Raw genomic sequence first — 15059 nt, 5'->3', positions numbered from 1 at the left:
TCATGGTGGCGTTCCTTCGCGGGAATCGGTGACGTTGAACATCACCAGCCTGCCATGACCGCCCTCTCTCAGCGAATTTGCAGAACTCTCAGCACACTACCCTCTGACAGGTATGGGGTGGGCGAGAGCCCGTCGCTTCGCAAATGGAGCGGCGGGTCTGCTCTACCAGCGACTGTCGAATGGCCACGGCAGCAGAATGTACCCGCTTTTCAGCAGAAGCTGACGGAACAACCGTGCGCACACAAAGTTGGATTGCAGGAAGCACCGCATGCCGGCTTCCGCAGCCCGTTTCGTGTCACCGGCAATGTGGGCGGGACGGGCTGTTTTGCGTTGGTGACTACTTGTGGGTGATCCAATCCAACAGGCCAACGTCGATCTTCTCGCACCCGACATATTCGCGGACCAGGCTCTCAGCCAAATCGCGCCATTGACATTCAGGCACGCTCATATCCCTGACCAGGGCTCGAAATGCAGAGCGAAGAATATCAGCATCGAAGGCGGAGACGGAAGCAGGAGTCGGGCCCGGATCTTCCCACCCCTGGGCCATGTCATCGCGGTGACGTTGGCGAAGGCGCGTGAGCAGTTCGCGTGATGCCTCGATTGCGCGTCGGGAGTGATCCATATCCCGGCGAAACGAGGCAGTTCCGGCCAGGGAATGGTGCCGCAACCGAAAGCTGGTTTCGATAGCCGCGCGTGCGACTTCCATATGCGTTTCAACCATCGCGGCCTCCCTTGCTGCGAAGGGATTTATTTACTCTCTTCTCACGCGTGACCCAAGAAGGATTCAACGTACGGTTTGATACGCAAGGGCCGCGCGCAGATGGGCGCGGATCGCGGCGGCGTCTCTAACGAGCATTCGGGCGTGAGTAAGCTGTTCAAACAAGACGTGCATTCGCGCTCGCTCATGGAATCCGCTGTTACCAAGCTCAACGGGATATTACGGGCGTGAAGCCGGTAACTGCCGAGGTCACCCGTTGGAAGTTGATGGGCCTGGGGGCCTTGGGCGTCACTGGCATGGCTGCGGCGGCGCCGGCCTCGCTTGTCACAGCCTATTGGGCGGATATCTGGCGCGTGCTGCGGGGCGGGTGATTGATATCACGCGGCAGGGGCCAATGCCTCATCTATTTACCGTGCGGCTCCAACCTTTGGCGGTCGGCCTCAGCGGCATGCCAATCTCGGTCAATCGAACCTTCTGCTGCCTTGTGGAAATATTGAGAACACACGAGCCAGCCTTTAAGTGGTCGAAGCAACAATATGCATGCCCCGATGGTCAGGGGCAGGCTTGTGAGAATGTGTATCCAGAAAGGTGGCTCGAACCGCAACTGAAGCCAAAGAGCAAAGGCAAGGGCCGGGAATGCAACTATCGACATTGAGAAAAATGCAGGCCCATCAGCCGGGTCGGCAAAGGAAAAATCGAGCCCACAGACATTACAACGTGGAGCAAGCTTCAGGTAACCTGCGAACAGGTGTCCCTGCTGACACCGTGGGCACTGGCCCTTGAAACCGGTCAGGATCGGGTTTGTGGTTTCGTTGTAGTCAGTCATGACCGGCAACGCGGCAGACTCGGCATAGTTCCGGTCCGCTGTGGATGGGCGCCCTTAGCGCGATGTCATCCAGGACAGGAGGCGGGAGCTCGACGAACTACCAATGCGGGTTGGAAAAAGCGGCAGCGTGCCCGCTGCCGGTCGAGGCACCCAAGCCCCGGCCGGTCCGCCTCTGCCCGGAAGTGGGGGCGGCCCCACTGAAACTCCGATTTTTGGTCAAGGGAACCTGGTTCTGAAAATGACGTTTGGCTGTTAACTTGGCTTAGCCCCCCGGCCAAGTGGTCTCGAGGCAGGGCCCGTCATTGCTGATCAGTGACGGGCCTTCGCGTTGACGCTGCTACGCCAACCCTCTGCCAATGACGCAACCGCCAAGGCCTTGTTTGGGTCCGACTAAAGCCCGATGCCGAGGCGCAAAGGTCTGACCCCTGAAACAACACAGCCTTTTCGACATTTGGAACGTGGCCGTCGATCATCGTCCCTTCATCGCCGGTTCGTTGATTACCCGCCACGGCTCGCTTGGCGTGGCGGGTAATCATTCACGGAGAGCGCATGCAGCTTGGCCAGATCATTGCGAACGCATTTGCAGCGGGTTTGGTCGCCGTCCTGATAGCAGTCGCGTTCCTGATCTTCGGAAAGCCGCTCTGGCCTGAACGAAACGTCCGGATGGTAATCATCCCGCCCGTCCATCGAATGACGACCACCGCCATTCACAATACGGGACCCGACCTGCCAACCAAGTTTGATTTGAACATTGTGCGGCCGAGACCGCTTACCAATGAAGGGACATGAGGGCTGCCCGATGATTTAGGGGTTCCTAGCGGCAGCGCGCCCCGCGCTGCTGGTCGAAGAAAGGCAACCTTGGTCGGACCCGCGTCGGTACTCACCCAAGTGGTCCGGGCCTACTTCCGATGGAACATCAGGTAATGCTAATGGTTATGGCTTGGCAGGGACCGCCCTCCCGTCCTCCTTGGGGACGCCCGCTGCTGCCGTGAATGGGGCAGCGGGTGGCAGTTCAGAACCGATCCTCAACCACCTCGCTGAACGGCATCACGAGCACCGTTCTGCCGCTCTCGTCCGTGACTTCGAAGCTGCAGTCGAACCAACTGCGCATCGTGTCCATGCGGGTGTTGAAAACGAGATCACGCGCGTTCGCTAACGCATGGCCGCGCACGGCCGCCTCACTTGCCAGCTCGTCGCCCTCGTGGTCGGGGATTAGCCTTCCCCGGCAGCGCACGTTCATGAAGTAGCGCAAGTGCCCCTCTCATTGCTCTCGCTTGATGGGGAACTGGAACACGTTCGAGTATTCCCTCTCGGCATAACCATAGGCCTGTCCTGCGATCGATTCCAGCTTGGCGCGATCCTTCATTAGGATCTGACCACGCGTGTTCTTGATCGCACCGACGCCCTCCAGCATCTGCACCGCAAGGGTCACACCGGGGCGACGCGCGCCCAGCATGATGCTCATGAACTCATGCGTTACAGGCATGTCGTCCTGTTCCAGCCGATCATGGGTCATAAGCAGCCAGCGCGCCAGCCGCTCCTCGATGGAGTAGCCAGCATTGGCATACGCGGTCTGACTGACTTGCACGATGAAGGTATGCACGAAGCGAAGAAGAAGCTCGCGCAGCGTGGCGCTGTGGTCCATCGCCGCCTGAAGCTCGACCGCCCCGATACGGAATGCTTCACCCGCAGCCTGAACCATGCAGGTGTGAGGCGTGCGGTCGACGCCGAGCACGACAGAAATTCCCGCGAGGCCCTCTGATCCGACCATGCCTACCTCAAACCGTCCTTCCTCGGTGTCGGCGACAATCGAGGCAATCCCTCGTTCCGGGAAGGTTACATGCGTGATCTGCTGCTCCGCTTTGAACAAGTGTTCGCGGACCCCCAACGTGACCGGTTCGAGATGCGGCGCGATGAGCGCGAAGTCATCTGGCGACAAAGACGTCAGTAGCCGATTACGGATGTGTGGTTGATGAAGCTGAGCCACGCTCTCGCCTCCCAGTTTGGGGCAAGAGCACCGCACCTCAGCTATCTCTCAGTCGCCTGCGCCCAAAAAGTTAGCAGGCGATGGAGATTTATCCTCCTGAAATCGATCAAAGGCTACATTTAAACGTCTAACCAGCCGTTGGGTACGATTCGTACAATGGCTCCGCTGCTATGTTGCGGGCGGGAAGAGACACGGCGCGCCGGCCTCTTCAAACCGTAAGAACTTTTTGTCGTCGGGTGAAGAACGCACATGAAACCGGATTGCGGCGGCGTCTCTGACTTCCATGCGAACATGAGCAATATCGTCGAGCAGCGCACGCATTCGGGCCCGCTCATGCGCAAGGCTGGCGCGCAGGGCACGTGCTAGCTCCAGGTCATTCAGCACGGTGTCAATGGCGTTCATAGGCGGGTCAAAAGCGAGGCGTAGTTGGTTTCATACCAAGCCATATCACATCCAAGTTACCCTTTAGATGGAACTAAAGTTCTGTCCCGCCGTTGCTTTGGCCGACGTAGGGGGCCTCATGAGCGACATTGCTATTCTGGTCGTCGAAGACGAACCCCTGATCCTGCTCGACCTTGAAACAGCTTTGCAGGAAGCTGGCTTTCTCGTCGTAGGAGTGCCGAATGCCGAAGCCGCCGTGGAGGCGTTTGATGAGGATCCAAGCAAGTTCGCCGGCCTCCTTACGGACATTCGCCTCGGCTCAGGAGAATCTGGGTGGGAAATAGCCAGGCATGTAAGGCGAGGCAACTCAAGCCTACCTGTGGTCTACATCAGCGGCGATAGTGCGGATTTGTGGGGGTCTGAAGGCGTCCCAGACAGCGTGATGATCGTCAAGCCATTCTTCCTCCCCCAGATTATTACGGCGCTGTCGACACTGCTCAATCAGCAACACCCAACAGCAGCGAACGGAGGCGAACCCTGTCATTAGAGCAAGTCGGCGTATTGGAAGGCGAATACTGCTTCAGTGGGCGGATCACTATGTGCACCTACTTCGAAAGCCCCATAGCCCACCCCAGAGACAAGGCTAACGCGAACCCAATACAAACAGCCGCCAAGATCCACATTGTTGCTATCTCCGCTCGTTATGCGGGTAACAATGCAGAAAGCGATCAATGGTGCACGCGGCCGCGCGGCGCTGCCATTCGCACTGTGCTGGTGCCCCCGGACGGAATCGAACCGCCGACCTTCGGTTTACAAAACCGCTGCTCTACCAGCTGAGCTACAAGGGCACGGCGCTCCGGTTAGCATATTTGTTGCGCCAGTAAAGACAAAACTCCGTTTTTTCCTGGCATGCCGCGTGGCCCGTCGGCGAGGGCATCCTGAAAAGCCCTAGATTGCTTCCTACATCTGGGGAAGGTGCAATCGCTTTGCGCAGAGGTGTCGCATGATCAGATTAGTCATCATTCTCCCGATCATCTTCGTGGCCTGGATGCTGCTGGTGAAGATCATCAGCGATGTGAAGAAGGCCAATGTCGACTGGACCGGCCTCACCACCATCATCGGCTTCATCGCGCTGGCCTTCTGGCTGCGCCATGTCACGGGGATGGGGTGAGGGAATAGGGGAATAGGGGAATAGGGGAATAGGGGAATAGGGGAATAGGGGAATAGGGGGCGACGGTTCATTGGTGTCCCTTGCCGTCGTTGCTCGTTTGCGCCAATGGCGCCCCACAAAAAATCTCCAGCCCTTCGAACCTTTTGCCGCGCCGCGCCGACTGTGGTTAGAGGCGAATGGGTCGCCTCGATCAAAAGATCCAGGAGATCATCATGTTCAAGCGCACTCTTACCTCAGGCCTCGTCGCCATCTTCGTCGCCACCGGCGCGCTCGCCGGCACTGTCGGCACGTCGTCAGCCCACGGCATGCACGGCCATCACCACAACTACAACCATCACAAGAAGCACTTCAAGAAGTACTGGTGGAAGCACTACAACCATCACCACAGGCATGGCAGGGTGATCATTTTCCTTTGATGGAGGGACCCATTCTTCCAAAAGGGCGGCTTCGGCCGCCCTTTTCGCGTTGGGCGATCACTTTGTGAAGTGGGGACGGCAAAGCTGCCGATCTCCCCCTTTGCGGGGGAGATGTCCGGCAGGACAGAGGGGGGTGTGAAGGATCACCGGCTTCCCCATGAACTTTCTCTATTTTGTCCGTGCGGTTGCCTCGCCCTGATTGGTTGACAAGCTGGCGGGACAGCACCCCCCTCTGCCCTGCCGGGCATCTCCCCCGCAAGGGGGGAGATCAGCCGCATCAACTTCTTCGCCAAGCTCTCGCAAGGTCGCCGTCAGCATGACCTCGGTCGATCCGATTTCCCCGATCCCAGAAAAATCGAAAAAAGATTCGAACCTTTTTCCTGGCCGCGACGACAGATGATCAAGAGGCGGATGGATCGCCTCGGTCAACGAAGCAAGGAGATCGTCATGTTCAAGAGCACACTCGTTTCCGGCCTCATCGCCACTGCAGTTGCCGCCGCCACGCTGGCCGGCACCGTCCAGCCCTCGGCCGCCCACAGCCATCACCACAACCGCGAAATCGGCATCGGCATTGCGGCCGGCGTCGGCGGCTTTGTCCTCGGCAGCCTGCTCGCCCAGCCGCGCACCGTCTATGTCGACGAAGGCGGCGGCTCGTGGCACGTCCGCCGCTGCTATGACCGCTACCAGAGCTATGATGCGGACTCCGACACTTATCTCGGCCACGACGGCTATCGCCACTACTGCCGTCTCTGAGAGGAGGTGGCGTTTCAATCAGCCAGAAGAGGGGCGCCCCGCAGCCCCTCTTTTCGCTGTGCTTGAAACGATCGGACCGTCAGGTCGCCCTGATGCCGCCGATCATCCGCGTCACCTCGGCGGCGGCATCGCGCAGCAGCGGGCCGATCTCGGCGAGCCGCTCCGGCGTCACCCGCACGGTCGGTCCCGACACCGAGACGCCACCGATAGGCTCGCCGAATTCGTTGAAGATGGCGGCTGCCACGCAGCGCATGCCGGGGTGCCGCTCCTCGTCGTCGACCGACCAGCCGCGCAGCTTGATCCGCGCCAGATCGTGGGCAAGCGCCGAAATGTCGGACAACGTCCGGTCGGTGAAGCGCTGCAGTCCGGCCTTGCGCAGGATGGTTCCGACGCGCTCCGGCTCGAGATGCGCCAGCACCGCCTTGCCGATGCCCGACGCATGGAACGGGCTGCGCGTGCCCGGCCGGAAGAAGGCGCGGATCGCCTGGTGCGTCTCGACCTGGCTGACGAAGACCACGCAATCGTCCTCGGCGACGCCGAGATTGGCGGTCTCGCCGGTTCTTTCCATCAGCTCCTGCATGACGACACGGGCGCGGTCGACCAGTTTGCGGCGGCGCAGGAAGGCCGCGCCCATGCGGTAGGTCTCGACGCCGATCGACCAGAGCTGGTCTGATGTGTCGAATTCGACCATGCCGTGGTTTTGCAGCGTCGTCAGCATGCGATAGGCGGTGGACGCGGCAAGGCCGCTCTGCGCAGAGATCTCGCTCAGCGACAGGCCGCTGCCTTCCGCGACAATGGCCAGGATGCGCAGCGCCCGGTCGAGCGACTGCACCGAGCTGGCCTCCGACGGCCCGTTGAAAGCGCGCGGCCGTCCGCGCTGGCGTTTTTCGGTGGTTTCCATGCAGTCAATCTCGGCCGGTTTCGCCAAATGCACAATGAAAAAGTTTTTCACTACGTTCGCGGGTCGGATTCCTGGAAAACAGAAAATCAAATAAAATCAAGAAAGTGACGCCGTTTTCTAGAAATGAAAAAATATTCTGAAAAAATTGAAAAATAACCGGCGTGCTGACATCCTTGGCCAATCCAACAATGACAAACCCGTGGAGGGCTGGAAAATGGCCAGGATGCGCGCTGTCGATGCCGCGGTTCTCGTTCTCGAAAAGGAAGGCATTTCCTGCGCTTTCGGCGTGCCGGGCGCGGCGATCAATCCGTTCTATTCGGCGCTGAAGGCGAGGGGCACGATCCGCCATGTGCTTGCCCGTCACGTCGAGGGCGCCTCGCACATGGCGGAAGGTTTTACCCGCGCCAAGGCGGGCAATATCGGCCTGTGCATCGGCACTTCGGGTCCAGCCGGCACCGACATGATCACCGGGCTCTATTCGGCCGCCGCGGATTCCATTCCGATCCTGTGCATCACTGGTCAGGCGCCGCGGGCGCGGCTGAACAAGGAGGATTTCCAGGCCGTCGACATATCAGCCATTGCCGCGCCGGTCGCCAAATGGGCGGTCACCGTCATGGAACCCTACCTCGTCCCCATGGCGCTGCAGAAGGCGTTTCACCTGATGCGCTCGTCACGTCCCGGCCCGGTGCTGATCGACCTGCCGGTCGACGTGCAACTCGCCGAAATCGAATTCGACATCGACGCCTATGAGCCGTTGACGCCGTTCAAGCCGGCCATGACGCGCGCCCAGGCCGAAAAGGCGTTGACGATGCTCAACGCCGCCGAAAAGCCGCTGATCGTCGCCGGCGGCGGTATCATAAACGCCGATGCGTCCGATCTGCTCATCGAATTCGCCGAGATTTCAGGCGTGCCGGTCATCCCGACCTTGATGGGCTGGGGAGCGATCCCCGACGATCACCGGCTGATGGCCGGCATGTGCGGACTGCAGACCTCGCACCGCTATGGCAATGCGACGATGCTGGAAGCCGACTTCGTCTTCGGCATCGGCAACCGCTGGGCCAACCGCCACACCGGCTCCGTCGATGTCTACACCAATGGCAAAAAATTCATCCATGTCGACATCGAGCCGACGCAGATCGGCCGTGTCTTCGCGCCGGATCTCGGCGTCGTTTCGGATGCCGGTGCCGCACTGAAGATGCTGCTCGACGTCGCCACCGAATGGAAGACGGCGGGCAAGCTGCGCGACTGGTCCGGCTGGGCTAAGGAATGCCAGGCCCGCAAGAAGACGATGAAGCGCAAGACGCATTTCGACCAGGTGCCGCTGAAGCCGCAGCGTGTCTATGAGGAGATGAACAAGGCGTTCGGCCGCGACGTCACCTATGTCACCACGATCGGCCTGTCGCAGATCGCCGGGGCGCAGTTCCTGCATGTCTACAAGCCGCGCAACTGGATCAATTGCGGCCAGGCCGGCCCGCTCGGCTGGACCTTGCCGGCGGCCCTTGGCGTTCGCGCCGCCGACCCGGACCGCACCATCGTGGCGCTGTCGGGCGACTATGATTTCCAGTTCATGATCGAGGAACTGGCGGTCGGCGCACAGCACAAATTGCCCTATCTGCATGTCGTCGTGAACAACGCCTATCTCGGCCTGATCCGCCAGGCGCAGCGTGGGTTCTCGATGGATTTCGAGGTCGACCTTGCCTTCGAGAACATCAACCGGGCAGGCGATCCCGAGGCCGGCTACGGCGTCGACCATGTTGCCGTCGCCGAGGCGATGGGCTGCAAGGCGGTCAGGGTGCGCAAGCCCGAAGAATTCGCCGGTGCCTTCAAGGAGGCCCAGCGGCTGATGAAGGAGCACCGGGTGCCGGTCGTGCTCGAATTCATCCTCGAACGCGTCACCAACATCTCGATGGGCACCGAGATCGACAAGATCACCGAATTCGAGGAGCTTGCCGAACATCAGGAAGATGCGCCGACAGCGATCGTGATGTTGGATTAGGAGAAAAAGAATGCCGCGGTTTTCAGCCAATCTTTCGATGCTCTTTGGCGAGCATGAGTTCCTCGACCGTTTCGATGCCGCCGCCCGCGCCGGCTTCAAGGGCGTCGAATATATCGGCCCCTACGACCATGCGCCCGATGTCGTCGCGGCCCGGCTGAAGAAGAACGGTCTGACCCAGGTGCTGTTCAATCTTCCGGCCGGCGACTGGGGCAAGGGCGAACGCGGCATTGCGGTGCTGCCGGACCGTGTGCCGGAATTCCGCCAGGGCATCGCCAAGGCGATCACCTACGCGCAGGCGCTCGGCTGCCAGCAGGTCAATTGCCTGGCCGGCATCGCGCCGGCCAGCGCCGACCGCAAGGTGCTGGAGGATGTCTTTGCCGAAAACCTCGCCTTCGCGGCGGAAAAGCTGGAGCAGGCCGGCATCAGGCTGCTGATAGAGCCGATCAACACGCGCGATATTCCGGGCTTCTTCCTCAACTATTCCGATCAGGCCTTGGCGCTGATCGATCGCGTCGGCTCGAAAAACCTGTTCCTGCAATACGACATCTATCACATGCAGATCATGGAGGGGGATCTCGCCCGGACCATCGAGGCTAACCTTGGCCGCATCGCGCATATTCAGCTTGCGGATAATCCCGGCCGTCACGAGCCGGGGACGGGCGAGATCAATTTTCCGTTTCTGTACGAGCATATCGACCGCATCGGTTATGCCGGCTGGGTCGGGGCTGAGTACAAGCCTAAGGCCGGGACGGAGGCTGGCTTGGGGTGGCTTCGGGAGTTGGCCGGGCAGGGAAGTGCTGCGGCGTAAGCATTAGAGGGGGGGCGTTTCACACAGTCATTTGGAGAACCACAATGGAAACCATCGGCTTCATCGGCCTCGGCATCATGGGCGCGCCGATGGCGGGGCACCTGCTGGATGCGGGCTATCATGTCATCGCCAGCGACCATCGCTCCAAGCCGCCGGCCGACCTCGTCGCCAAAGGCCTGAAGACCGTCACCGGCCACGCCGCCGTGGCCAAGGCTGCCGACATCATCATCCTGATGGTGCCCGACACCCCGCAGGTGGCCGATGTGCTGTTTAGCGACAACGGCGTCGCGTCCGGCCTGGCAAAAGGCAAGCTGGTCGTCGACATGAGCTCGATCTCCCCGATCGAGACCAAGGTTTTTGCCAGGAACATCAACGACCTGGGCTGCGACTATCTCGACGCGCCGGTCTCGGGCGGCGAGGTTGGCGCCAAGGCGGCGTCGCTCACCATCATGGTCGGCGGCGAGGAAACCCCCTTCGAGCGCGCCAAGCCCGTCTTCGAGAAGATGGGCAAGAACATCACCCTGGTCGGACCGAACGGCGTCGGCCAGACCACTAAGGTGGCCAACCAGATCGTCGTCGCGCTGACCATTGAAGCCGTCGCCGAAGCGCTTGTTTTTGCATCGAAAGCTGGCGCCGACCCGGCCAAGGTCAGGCAGGCGCTGATGGGCGGGCTGGCCGCCTCGCGCATTCTGGAAGTGCATGGTGAGCGCATGGTCAAGCGCACCTTCGCGCCGGGGTTCCGCATCGAACTGCACCAGAAGGATTTGAACCTCGCGCTGGAGGGCGCGAAGGCGCTCGGCGTTTCCTTGCCCAACACCTCGACGACTCAGCAGCTGTTCAATTCCTGCGCGGCCAATGGCGGCGCCAAGGAGGATCATTCGGCGCTGGTCAGGGCGCTGGAGCGGATGGCCAATTTCGAGGTCGGCAGCGAGGCAGCCGACGCCAGGGGCAAAGCGGCATAGGTCAGGAGAGGGCGGCGCAACGTTCCCAAGCCGCAAACTCTTGGCCCGTCGAAGAACGGGTTCCGGCGTCTGTCGGAACCCGTTTCTCGTTTCGAGATATTTTTGGCTTAGAGCATTCCACCGTTTCACGGAAACGGCGAAATGCTCTAACTCTTTGTCTTGACGCAATTCTGGAAGGAAAACCGCTTCACACTTTTCCTAGAATTGCTCTAGCCGCGCTTCAAAAATGTCCGCGCCACGTAAAGGCTGATCGCCGCGGCATTCGACACGTTGAGCGAATGGATGGCGCCGGGCATGTCGAGCCGCGCCAGCGTGGTCACCGTCTCGCGCGTCTTCTGGCGCAGGCCCTTGCCTTCGGCGCCCAGCACCAAGGCGATCTTTTCTCCGGCAAAGCTCTTTTCGAGTTCGGCCGGCGCGTCCGAATCAAGTCCGATGGTGCGGAAGCCGGCCTCGTGCAACTGGCCGAGTGCGTCGGCGAGGTTCTTCACCTCGATCTGGTCGATGTGCTCCAGCGCGCCGGAGGCGGATTTCGCCAGCACGCCCGATTCCTGCGGGCTGTGGCGGGCTGTGGTGATCAGCGCGCCGGCGCCGAAGGCGACCGCCGAGCGCAGGATAGCGCCGACATTGTGCGGGTCGGTGATCTGGTCGAGCACCAGCACCAGCTTCGCGTCGCCAAGCGCATCGAGCCGCTTGGCTTTCAGCGGCTCGGCCTCGATCAGCACACCCTGATGCACGGCGTCCGACCCGGTGATCTTGTCGATGTCCCTGGGTTCGACCAGTTCCGTCTTGAAGGGCAGGGCGGCGAGATCGGCGATTTCCAGTCGCTCGGCCGCGTTGCGCGTCACCAGCATCTTCCTAATCTTGCGGCGCGGATTGTCGAGTGCGGCGCGCACGGTGTGCAGGCCGTAGAGCCGCACCAGGCCATCCGCGGCATTTTCGCCCGGCGGAACCGGCTGTCGGGGCCGGAACGCCGGCGCGCCGCCGCTTTTCTCGTCGCGATAGGCGCGGCGCAGCTTGGCGTAATGGGTGTCTTTGGGGGTGTTGGTTTTGTCGCTCATGGCTGGCTTCTATAGCGGTGTCCTCCGGCCAAGGATATGGCCTGTCACTACAGCCGGCGAACAGAAACGAAAAACCATGGTTGCGCGGTTGACACCCAATGGGCTTGCCGCCATAAGGCGCTGCGCTGGTTTCGGAGAACACATAACTCGGGTCCGGATCGGCGTGAATGCCTCGTTGCATGGCTCCGGCGGCAGACTGGAGAGGTGCCCGAGTGGTTAAAGGGGACGGACTGTAAATCCGTTAGCTTAGCTTACGTTGGTTCGAATCCAACCCTCTCCACCACTGCCGGCCCGGAAGCCCTGAAACGTGACAAGAATCGGACCGAAAAGTGCATGGCGCTTTTCGGATGAATCCGGTACTTGAGGAACGGCGCGGGTATAGCTCAGTGGTAGAGCAGCAGCCTTCCAAGCTGAATATGCGGGTTCGATTCCCGCTACCCGCTCCAGACACTTATCCCATCACCGGCAAGCCGAAACACTGCGCACGAGGCGCGCAGTGCTCCAATTGTAGTGGCTGCGCCGCGTCAGCTGTTGAACGCGGTGGCGACCTGGTGCTGCTGCGGCACCTGGCCGTTCGGCGTCAGTCTGTCGACGATACCGGGCAGGGCGGTGGACAGTTGCTTGAGCAGTTCCTGCTCGTCCAGCCCGGTCCGTTGCGCGATCTCGCGAATGATCTGCGGTCCGATCGCGGTGCCAAGATCGTTGGCATTGATCGGCTGGTTCTGCCCGGTGCCGACCCAGGAGTCGGCGGCATTGCCGTGGCCGGCATTTCTGAGCTTGTCGAGCAGGCCGCCCAATCCGCCAGCCAGGCCACCATCGGCGGATGTGGTTTCCGTCGGGACGGGGGCGGGGGCGGTCGGAGCGGGCGCGGGAGACTGTTCTGGCTCTTCGGCACTTCTGCCGCTCAGCATCTTGCCGACCAGCAATGCGCCGAGCGCGATCATCAGGGGTTTGGTGATGTTGCCGCCGGGAACGGCGTTGTCAAAAAGTCCCATCGTGGATCCTCCATAGCGACCAAGGCCCGACCCCTCATCAACAATGAAGCATTCGGGCAGAATTTCAAGCTGGCTTGAGGTTTTGACAATCCTATGAAAATGTCGGCTGGCGAGGGGATGGAGAGGAAAAAATGGGTATCATCAGCTGGATCATTCTGGGCGCCATTGCCGGCTTCCTGGGCAGCAAGATCGTCAACAAGACCGGCCAGGGCCTGATCATGGATATCGTCCTCGGCATCGTCGGCGCCATTGTCGGCGGCGTGATCTGCAGCCAGATCTTTGGCGTGGGTGTCACCGGTCTCAACATCTCCAGCCTGATCGTCGCGGTGGTTGGGGCGGTGGTCGTGCTGTGGGCCTACCATCAGTTCAGCGCAAGGCGGACGCTTTAGGCACCTGCGGATCGTCTGAGGTTTCGAGTTTCCGAAGGCAAGACCGGCTTCAGGCCTGTACGTGCAGCGGCTCGTCTATGGCATCAACACTGCATCGGCGGCGACGAAAAAGATCAGCGTTCCGGCGATGAACACCGCCCAGCCGACAAGCGACTTGCGGATAGCGGCCTTGTGCTCGGCGTCGGAGCTCTTGTTCTGGTCAAAATCGGTCACGGGGAACTCCCTTGGCTGATTGATCATCTCGTCGTCGATCGAACTATGCTTCGCCGATTAGACGATCTTTTTCGGCGCGGCAACTGCTCATCCGCGCATGCGTGGATGCGGAGGCTCCAGGTCTTTGTTTATGCATGTCGTTCTCCCAAATCCGGGGCACTTTTGGGCGACATGCATCAGGCGACGACGGCCAGCCGGCGCTGACGCTGATCCAGCGACACGATGGTCAGCCCGCTGCCGACCACCAGCAGGATGCCACAGATCGCCAGTGTGTTTGGGAATTGCCCGAACACCAGCAGGCCCGAAATCACCGCCCAGACGGTGAAGCAATAATAGAACGGTGCCACGGCGCTGGTCGGTCCGACGCGATAGGCCATGAAGATGAAGAAATGGCCGAAGATCAGGAAAAATCCAGCACCCGCCATCAGCAGCAGGTGATGTGCCCCGGGCATGACCCAGCGCTCTGAAACCAGATGCGCGGCGCCGGCGCCGATCAGCACCACCACGACTGCGGAAATCGCCACGATCATCCCCGGCACCTCGGCCGCGACCCGCCGACCGGCAAGGTCGCGCGCTGCCGCAAATGTGGCATTGCCGAGCGCCAGCAAGGCGTAGACCGAAATGCCTTGCATGCTCGGCTGCGCCACCATCAGCGCTCCGACGAAGCCGAGCCCGATCAGCGCCATGCGCCGGCCGCCGATCCGTTCGCCAAACAGGATCGAGGAGCCGACCAGCATCAAGAGCGGCGTGATCTGGCCGAGCGCGGTGGAATCGGCGATCTGCATGTTGGCGAGCGCGACGACATAGCAAAGGATCGCCGCCAGCTCGAGCACGTTCCGGCTCAGTACGCGCTTGTCGAAGATCAGCGGGATCTGCTTGCCGTAGCCCAGCGCGAACAAAAGCGGGAAGCCCCAGAGGGCTGCCGCGGCACCCCGCAGAAACAGCACTTCATAGGACGGCAGGCCAGCCGTCGCGAGCTTCATCATCGTGTCGTTGACGAGATACGATCCCGTCGAGACGATCATGAACAGCGGGCCGCGGATCGAGGCAGGGATGAAATGCATCCGGCCACAAGATCAGAGGCGGGTGGTGGCGGCAATGGTCCATGGCCTGGCCATGATTCAGACAGGGCCGGGCAAGCAAGCCAGCGCTTTCGCGGCCTCGATCGGTCGGCCCGCTACCCCTTCATTTTGCCCAGAGCCTTCCTATATCAGCGTCATATCCCCGCAATCGGATCGATGGTTCGGACTGAGTGAGACGGCACCCGGCCAAAAGACGCTTGTGTTTTTTGGCCTTTGTCGCTAATCGCCCCGCATTCGACTGAACTGAAGGTCTTCGACCGAACTGAAGATCCGGGCCGTCCAAGGAAAGAGACAATGGCAAAAGGTAAATTCGAGCGTAACAAGCCTCACGTGAACATCGGCACGATTGGCCACGTCGACCATGGCAAGACGTCGCTGACGGCGGCGATCACCAAGTATTTTG

Annotated in this window: 21 protein-coding genes and 3 tRNA genes; 13 read left to right on the top strand and 11 right to left on the bottom strand. The window is 60.9% G+C overall.

The window, feature by feature from the left end:
- Positions 1 to 337 precede the first annotated feature (337 nt).
- Entirely contained in the window at positions 338 to 721 is a 384-nt protein-coding gene (locus NKK51_RS31985; protein WP_352556261.1) for a hypothetical protein, read from the bottom strand.
- Between the two features lie 224 nt (positions 722 to 945).
- Between NKK51_RS31985 and NKK51_RS31980 the strand changes: the two genes are divergently transcribed.
- On the top strand, positions 946 to 1089 hold the full coding sequence (locus NKK51_RS31980; RefSeq protein WP_352556259.1) for a DUF1515 family protein: 144 nt from the start codon (positions 946 to 948) through the stop codon (positions 1087 to 1089).
- Between the two features lie 32 nt (positions 1090 to 1121).
- Here the strand turns inward: NKK51_RS31980 and NKK51_RS31975 are convergent, their stop codons facing one another.
- On the bottom strand, positions 1122 to 1544 hold the full coding sequence (locus tag NKK51_RS31975; protein ID WP_352556257.1) for a DUF983 domain-containing protein: 423 nt from the start codon (positions 1542 to 1544) through the stop codon (positions 1122 to 1124).
- 549 nt (positions 1545 to 2093) lie between these two features.
- On the opposite strand from NKK51_RS31975, the gene NKK51_RS31970 reads away from it, so the two are divergent.
- Entirely contained in the window at positions 2094 to 2333 is a 240-nt protein-coding gene (locus NKK51_RS31970; protein ID WP_127291337.1) for a hypothetical protein, read from the top strand.
- Positions 2334 to 2556: 223 nt separating this feature from the next.
- Here NKK51_RS31970 and NKK51_RS31965 read toward each other — a convergent pair whose 3' ends face one another.
- From NKK51_RS31965 to NKK51_RS31955, 3 genes are all read right to left on the bottom strand, one after another.
- Positions 2557 to 2796: a DUF6894 family protein gene (locus NKK51_RS31965; protein WP_352556255.1), complete on the bottom strand. Its 240-nt coding sequence runs from the start codon at positions 2794 to 2796 to the stop codon at positions 2557 to 2559.
- Between the two features lie 9 nt (positions 2797 to 2805).
- Positions 2806 to 3531, bottom strand: a complete 726-nt coding sequence (locus tag NKK51_RS31960; RefSeq protein ID WP_352556254.1) for a Crp/Fnr family transcriptional regulator — start codon at positions 3529 to 3531, stop codon at positions 2806 to 2808.
- Positions 3532 to 3699: 168 nt separating this feature from the next.
- Positions 3700 to 3933 (bottom strand): hypothetical protein, encoded by a 234-nt coding sequence (locus NKK51_RS31955; protein ID WP_352556252.1) that lies wholly within the window; start codon positions 3931 to 3933, stop codon positions 3700 to 3702.
- Between the two features lie 118 nt (positions 3934 to 4051).
- On the opposite strand from NKK51_RS31955, the gene NKK51_RS31950 reads away from it, so the two are divergent.
- Positions 4052 to 4459 (top strand): response regulator, encoded by a 408-nt coding sequence (locus NKK51_RS31950; protein ID WP_352556250.1) that lies wholly within the window; start codon positions 4052 to 4054, stop codon positions 4457 to 4459.
- Positions 4460 to 4684: 225 nt separating this feature from the next.
- On the opposite strand, the gene NKK51_RS31945 is transcribed toward NKK51_RS31950, so the two are convergent.
- Positions 4685 to 4760: transfer RNA gene (locus NKK51_RS31945), tRNA-Thr, on the bottom strand.
- A 155-nt stretch (positions 4761 to 4915) separates the two neighbouring features.
- Here NKK51_RS31945 and NKK51_RS31940 point away from each other — a divergent pair.
- From NKK51_RS31940 to NKK51_RS31930, 3 genes are all read left to right on the top strand, one after another.
- Positions 4916 to 5083, top strand: a complete 168-nt coding sequence (locus NKK51_RS31940) for a hypothetical protein (protein WP_352556248.1) — start codon at positions 4916 to 4918, stop codon at positions 5081 to 5083.
- Positions 5084 to 5295: 212 nt separating this feature from the next.
- Positions 5296 to 5499, top strand: coding sequence for a hypothetical protein (locus tag NKK51_RS31935; RefSeq protein WP_352556246.1), 204 nt, complete (start codon positions 5296 to 5298; stop codon positions 5497 to 5499).
- Between the two features lie 447 nt (positions 5500 to 5946).
- Positions 5947 to 6252 (top strand): BA14K family protein, encoded by a 306-nt coding sequence (locus NKK51_RS31930; RefSeq protein ID WP_023812095.1) that lies wholly within the window; start codon positions 5947 to 5949, stop codon positions 6250 to 6252.
- 79 nt (positions 6253 to 6331) lie between these two features.
- Here NKK51_RS31930 and bhcR read toward each other — a convergent pair whose 3' ends face one another.
- Positions 6332 to 7153 (bottom strand): HTH-type transcriptional regulator BhcR, encoded by an 822-nt coding sequence (bhcR, locus tag NKK51_RS31925; RefSeq protein WP_352556244.1) that lies wholly within the window; start codon positions 7151 to 7153, stop codon positions 6332 to 6334.
- Positions 7154 to 7367: 214 nt separating this feature from the next.
- On the opposite strand from bhcR, the gene gcl reads away from it, so the two are divergent.
- From gcl to NKK51_RS31910, 3 genes are read left to right on the top strand one after another with little or no spacing between them, the layout of a single operon-like run.
- Entirely contained in the window at positions 7368 to 9149 is a 1782-nt protein-coding gene (gene gcl, locus NKK51_RS31920) for a glyoxylate carboligase (RefSeq protein ID WP_128306059.1), read from the top strand.
- A gap of 10 nt (positions 9150 to 9159) precedes the next feature.
- Positions 9160 to 9957, top strand: a complete 798-nt coding sequence (gene otnI, locus NKK51_RS31915) for a 2-oxo-tetronate isomerase (RefSeq protein WP_352556243.1) — start codon at positions 9160 to 9162, stop codon at positions 9955 to 9957.
- 44 nt (positions 9958 to 10001) lie between these two features.
- Positions 10002 to 10919: a 2-hydroxy-3-oxopropionate reductase gene (locus tag NKK51_RS31910; RefSeq protein WP_352556241.1), complete on the top strand. Its 918-nt coding sequence runs from the start codon at positions 10002 to 10004 to the stop codon at positions 10917 to 10919.
- 209 nt (positions 10920 to 11128) lie between these two features.
- On the opposite strand, the gene rlmB is transcribed toward NKK51_RS31910, so the two are convergent.
- A complete protein-coding gene (rlmB, locus tag NKK51_RS31905; RefSeq protein ID WP_352439970.1) occupies positions 11129 to 11977 on the bottom strand; it encodes a 23S rRNA (guanosine(2251)-2'-O)-methyltransferase RlmB in 849 nt (282 codons plus the stop codon).
- Positions 11978 to 12175: 198 nt separating this feature from the next.
- Here rlmB and NKK51_RS31900 point away from each other — a divergent pair.
- Both NKK51_RS31900 and NKK51_RS31895 read left to right on the top strand, forming a co-directional pair.
- Positions 12176 to 12260: transfer RNA gene (locus NKK51_RS31900), tRNA-Tyr, on the top strand.
- Between the two features lie 89 nt (positions 12261 to 12349).
- Positions 12350 to 12423 (top strand) — tRNA-Gly (locus NKK51_RS31895).
- Positions 12424 to 12501: 78 nt separating this feature from the next.
- Here NKK51_RS31895 and NKK51_RS31890 read toward each other — a convergent pair.
- The gene (locus tag NKK51_RS31890) at positions 12502 to 12972 is read right to left on the bottom strand and encodes a YidB family protein (protein ID WP_352556239.1); all 471 of its coding nucleotides are present in this window, start codon (positions 12970 to 12972) and stop codon (positions 12502 to 12504) included.
- A 131-nt stretch (positions 12973 to 13103) separates the two neighbouring features.
- Here NKK51_RS31890 and NKK51_RS31885 point away from each other — a divergent pair, with 131 nt between their 5' ends.
- The gene (locus NKK51_RS31885) at positions 13104 to 13361 is read left to right on the top strand and encodes a GlsB/YeaQ/YmgE family stress response membrane protein (protein ID WP_023812088.1); all 258 of its coding nucleotides are present in this window, start codon (positions 13104 to 13106) and stop codon (positions 13359 to 13361) included.
- A gap of 75 nt (positions 13362 to 13436) precedes the next feature.
- Here NKK51_RS31885 and NKK51_RS31880 read toward each other — a convergent pair whose 3' ends face one another.
- Together NKK51_RS31880 and NKK51_RS31875 are read right to left on the bottom strand one after the other, a co-directional pair.
- Positions 13437 to 13574, bottom strand: a complete 138-nt coding sequence (locus NKK51_RS31880; RefSeq protein ID WP_164778452.1) for a hypothetical protein — start codon at positions 13572 to 13574, stop codon at positions 13437 to 13439.
- A 176-nt stretch (positions 13575 to 13750) separates the two neighbouring features.
- Positions 13751 to 14638: a DMT family transporter gene (locus NKK51_RS31875; RefSeq protein WP_352556237.1), complete on the bottom strand. Its 888-nt coding sequence runs from the start codon at positions 14636 to 14638 to the stop codon at positions 13751 to 13753.
- A 312-nt stretch (positions 14639 to 14950) separates the two neighbouring features.
- On the opposite strand from NKK51_RS31875, the gene NKK51_RS31870 reads away from it, so the two are divergent.
- Positions 14951 to 15059 (top strand): GTP-binding protein (locus tag NKK51_RS31870; RefSeq protein ID WP_352556263.1); only part of this gene is annotated, 109 nt, incomplete at its 3' end.

Origin of the sequence: Mesorhizobium sp. M0011 (assembly GCF_040324155.1) — a bacterium.
Classification (GTDB): domain Bacteria; phylum Pseudomonadota; class Alphaproteobacteria; order Rhizobiales; family Rhizobiaceae; genus Mesorhizobium.
The sequence above is the reverse complement of the archived record's forward strand: the minus strand, read 5'-3'. Positions and strand labels throughout refer to the sequence as shown.

Excerpts from the sequence above, each read along its gene's own strand:
- NKK51_RS31985 (WP_352556261.1), bottom strand. The coding sequence starts at position 721 with ATGGTTGAAACGCATATGGAAGTCGCACGCGCGGCTATCGAAACCAGC.
- NKK51_RS31975 (WP_352556257.1), bottom strand. The coding sequence starts at position 1,544 with ATGACTGACTACAACGAAACCACAAACCCGATCCTGACCGGTTTCAAG.
- NKK51_RS31970 (WP_127291337.1), top strand. The coding sequence starts at position 2,094 with ATGCAGCTTGGCCAGATCATTGCGAACGCATTTGCAGCGGGTTTGGTC.
- NKK51_RS31955 (WP_352556252.1), bottom strand. The coding sequence starts at position 3,933 with ATGAACGCCATTGACACCGTGCTGAATGACCTGGAGCTAGCACGTGCC.
- NKK51_RS31950 (WP_352556250.1), top strand. The coding sequence starts at position 4,052 with ATGAGCGACATTGCTATTCTGGTCGTCGAAGACGAACCCCTGATCCTG.
- NKK51_RS31940 (WP_352556248.1), top strand. The coding sequence starts at position 4,916 with ATGATCAGATTAGTCATCATTCTCCCGATCATCTTCGTGGCCTGGATG.
- NKK51_RS31935 (WP_352556246.1), top strand. The coding sequence starts at position 5,296 with ATGTTCAAGCGCACTCTTACCTCAGGCCTCGTCGCCATCTTCGTCGCC.
- NKK51_RS31930 (WP_023812095.1), top strand. The coding sequence starts at position 5,947 with ATGTTCAAGAGCACACTCGTTTCCGGCCTCATCGCCACTGCAGTTGCC.
- bhcR (WP_352556244.1), bottom strand. The coding sequence starts at position 7,153 with ATGGAAACCACCGAAAAACGCCAGCGCGGACGGCCGCGCGCTTTCAAC.
- gcl (WP_128306059.1), top strand. The coding sequence starts at position 7,368 with ATGGCCAGGATGCGCGCTGTCGATGCCGCGGTTCTCGTTCTCGAAAAG.
- otnI (WP_352556243.1), top strand. The coding sequence starts at position 9,160 with ATGCCGCGGTTTTCAGCCAATCTTTCGATGCTCTTTGGCGAGCATGAG.
- NKK51_RS31910 (WP_352556241.1), top strand. The coding sequence starts at position 10,002 with ATGGAAACCATCGGCTTCATCGGCCTCGGCATCATGGGCGCGCCGATG.
- rlmB (WP_352439970.1), bottom strand. The coding sequence starts at position 11,977 with ATGAGCGACAAAACCAACACCCCCAAAGACACCCATTACGCCAAGCTG.
- NKK51_RS31890 (WP_352556239.1), bottom strand. The coding sequence starts at position 12,972 with ATGGGACTTTTTGACAACGCCGTTCCCGGCGGCAACATCACCAAACCC.
- NKK51_RS31885 (WP_023812088.1), top strand. The coding sequence starts at position 13,104 with ATGGGTATCATCAGCTGGATCATTCTGGGCGCCATTGCCGGCTTCCTG.
- NKK51_RS31875 (WP_352556237.1), bottom strand. The coding sequence starts at position 14,638 with ATGCATTTCATCCCTGCCTCGATCCGCGGCCCGCTGTTCATGATCGTC.